Source organism: Massilia eurypsychrophila (assembly GCF_002760655.1).
GTDB lineage: Bacteria > Pseudomonadota > Gammaproteobacteria > Burkholderiales > Burkholderiaceae_D > JAFCUW01.
The window spans coordinates 1-2,766 of sequence record NZ_PDOC01000064.1 but is presented as its reverse complement, the minus strand read 5'-3'; the positions used below and the strand labels follow the sequence as shown (position 1 = coordinate 2,766).

The 2,766-nt window shown below is 68.4% G+C and carries 3 protein-coding genes and 2 pseudogenes; all 5 read right to left on the bottom strand.

Going from position 1 to position 2,766, the window contains the following annotated elements; all coding sequences use genetic code 11:
• Positions 1 to 373, bottom strand: a pseudogene (locus CR105_RS27220) (hypothetical protein); the annotation flags it as partial.
• 35 nt (positions 374 to 408) lie between these two features.
• Positions 409 to 909 (bottom strand): hypothetical protein, encoded by a 501-nt coding sequence (locus CR105_RS27215; RefSeq protein ID WP_099794079.1) that lies wholly within the window; start codon positions 907 to 909, stop codon positions 409 to 411.
• 13 nt (positions 910 to 922) lie between these two features.
• A complete protein-coding gene (locus tag CR105_RS27210; protein ID WP_099794077.1) occupies positions 923 to 1,603 on the bottom strand; it encodes a C39 family peptidase in 681 nt (226 codons plus the stop codon).
• 2 nt (positions 1,604 to 1,605) lie between these two features.
• Positions 1,606 to 1,965, bottom strand: a complete 360-nt coding sequence (locus CR105_RS27205; protein ID WP_099794075.1) for a hypothetical protein — start codon at positions 1,963 to 1,965, stop codon at positions 1,606 to 1,608.
• 66 nt (positions 1,966 to 2,031) lie between these two features.
• A pseudogene (locus CR105_RS28615) lies at positions 2,032 to 2,766 on the bottom strand (hypothetical protein); the annotation flags it as partial.

The following is a 2,766-nucleotide window of genomic DNA, read 5'->3' as shown; positions in this document are numbered from 1 at the left end:
GGCCGTCGCGGCGCGGCGGGCGGCCCACGGCGCGGCGCGGCGGCGCGGCTGCGCTTGCCTGGCGCGCCGGCGCTACGGGCGCAACAGGCGCATCCGCGCCTTGCTGCGGCTCGACGTTGCCGGCCCCGCGCTGAGCATCGAGTTGCTCGGCGCTGGTGGCTGTGACACCATCGGTCACCGCCGGCGCCCGCTGCGCTGCGACCTGGCGCGACAGCTGTTCGAGCAGCTGGCGCTGGGACGCGAGCTGCTCCTTCAAGACCTTCAGTTGGTTGGCCAAATCATCCTGCGCCGGCGCGCTGGCTTGCGCCACCGGCATGAGCAGCAGAGCCGACAGCCCGGCAGTGCGGCAACGTGAAACGAGAAACTGCTGCATGTTTCCTCCGATCGAATGTCTGCGTTGGCGCGACGTCAGCGGGCGCCGGCGGCGCGGCTCAGCGCATCGCTCAGCGTTCCCTGGAAATTGAGGTTCTTCAACAAGCTGGCGCTGTTGACAGTCGAGCTGATGACTGTCTCGCTGCGGATCAGCTGATCGTTCAGCGTGTTCTGGATGACGACGCCGCCTGCCACCCGCGCGGCGGCGCCGGCGTCGTAGATGTTGTCACGGCCGTTCTGGATCAGCTTGACGGACGACAGGGCATCATGGGTTTGTCGGGCCTGCTCGGCAGTCAGGTGCTGCAGGTCGGCTATATCGATATGGGTGCGCGCGACGATCTCGCCATTGATCGACACCAGCCGTTCGATCCCGAGCGCCACGGTCAGTCCCGCGGCGTTGCCGAAGCCGCCGCGCATCTGCTCGAGCTGCTCGGCGTCGACCGGCGTCCAGTCAGGCGGTGCCGCCAGCGCGGGTGCGGCGAACCCGGCCAGCGCTAGCCAGAAACTGACGTGAAGTAATTCGTTGTTGCCTTGCATGAGTTTCTCCTGTTTAGTAGTCACCGGGTCCGAGCTTGGGCATGGTGACGCCGCTGACGCCGTCGCGGCTGATGCCGCTGCCCAGCGGCGCCATCGGCGCGGCGCGCCAGTCGGCGACGCGATTGAAGGCGGGCGTGGCGGCAGTGCCGTGGATGACGAACATCAGCTTGCTGGTCCAGATTTTTTCGAACGCGCTGCGGGTCAGCGCGCGGGTGCCGCTGGCCGGGTCGCCAACCAGCACGCGCCCGTGCGCCGCGCCCTTGATGACGACGAAATGGTGATAGCCCTTTTCGGCAACGAGCACGATGGCCGGCAGCTTGGCGTCGATCAGTTTTTGCAGCGGCAGCTTGAAGCCGTCGGCCTGAAAGCCTCGTTCTGCCAGGAAGCGCTTGATGTCGAGCATTGAAAAGCCTTCCTTGCGAATCTTGCGCTGGTCGCCGCGCGCATACATTTGTTCGAATACGACGCGTTCGCTGACGGGTACGCCGTAGTGATGGGTGAGCAAGGTCGCCACGGCGGCCGAGCCGCAACTGAAATCGTATTGCTGGCGCAAGGTCGTCTGAAATTTGATGCTCTTCATGCTGGCGACCGGCACGCTGAGCTGGCTGCCGCCGATGGCCGGCACGTCCAGTGCGCGGGCATGCTGGGCCGCGCCCAGCAGCATGGCGATGGCCACTAGTCGGTCGATCGCCATGGCTAGTTCATCCGCAAGTTGATGATCGTGGCGTTTTGAATCAGCACGTTGGCGCCGGTGTTCTGCACCACGATCGGTATGCCGGCCATGTTGGAGAAGGAACCGTTGGTGATGATGTTGGCGCCGGTGTTGACGTTGTTGGCGGCGTTGCCGCTGACATTGCCGCTAAGCCGCATATCGATGTCGGTGCGGTTGCTGCCCCCACGCGTGCGATTGAGCAATTCATCGGGGGCGGCGACGCCGAGCGCGCTGGCCTGTTGTGGCGCCGGCTTGGCCGGCTCGGCGCTGCGCGCGGGCGCCGCCAGCACGGCGGCCAGCACGGCGGCCAGCATCAGGGTGCGACTGGTGGATACGGAATGCATGGTTTCTCCTTTTGTTGACTCGCTGAAGCCGCCGCGCCGCCCACTGCCGGCACGGCGGCTCGCCCATCAAGGACCGACGTTCAGGTTGGCCTGGACGTTGACGCTTTGCTGCACCAGCGCCGAGATGCCGCTGTTCTGGCTCAGCACGACGATACCGGTTGCCGAGGCAGCTACGTTCGACATGTTGTTCGACATATCGAAGATGCCGGCATCGGCATACGCATCGCCGGCGCCGCCGCCGGCGGCGCCATTGCCGGCGCCACCGTTGCCTGCGGCAGCGGTGTTGGTGCCGCCATCGCCGCCGGTGCCGGCAGTGTTGGTGCCACCAGCACCGCCGACGCCGCCGTCGCCGGTACTGGTGTCGCCGACCATCGCGTCGCCATTGGTGGCGCTGCCACCGGTCGCTGCGGCGCCGGCCGCGCCGTCGCCACCGGTGTTGGCGGCATAGCCCGAACCGCCGCCGGCCGCGCCGCTGCCGCCCGCGCCACCAGCTGCGCCAGTGGCCGTGTTGGTGCCGCCGCTGCCGCCGGTGCCGGCGGTATTGGCCGCGCCACTGCCGCCGTTGGCATTGGCAGCGCCGCCTTCACCGCCGCTGCCGGTGCTGCCGCCGGCGCCGCCTTCACCGCCGGCGCCGCCGTAGCCGCCAGAACCACCCGTGGCCGCGCCGCCGGCCGCCGACGCTGCGCCGCCTTTCTCGCCGCTGCCGGCGACCGCGAAGCCGCCCGCGGCAAAGCCGCCATGGCCGCCACGGCCACCGTCGCCGCCGGCGCCACCATACGAGCTGCCGGAACGGCAGATCGG

Excerpts from the sequence above, each read along its gene's own strand:
- CR105_RS27215 (WP_099794079.1), bottom strand. The coding sequence starts at position 909 with ATGCAAGGCAACAACGAATTACTTCACGTCAGTTTCTGGCTAGCGCTG.
- CR105_RS27205 (WP_099794075.1), bottom strand. The coding sequence starts at position 1,965 with ATGCATTCCGTATCCACCAGTCGCACCCTGATGCTGGCCGCCGTGCTG.
- CR105_RS27210 (WP_099794077.1), bottom strand. The coding sequence starts at position 1,603 with ATGGCGATCGACCGACTAGTGGCCATCGCCATGCTGCTGGGCGCGGCC.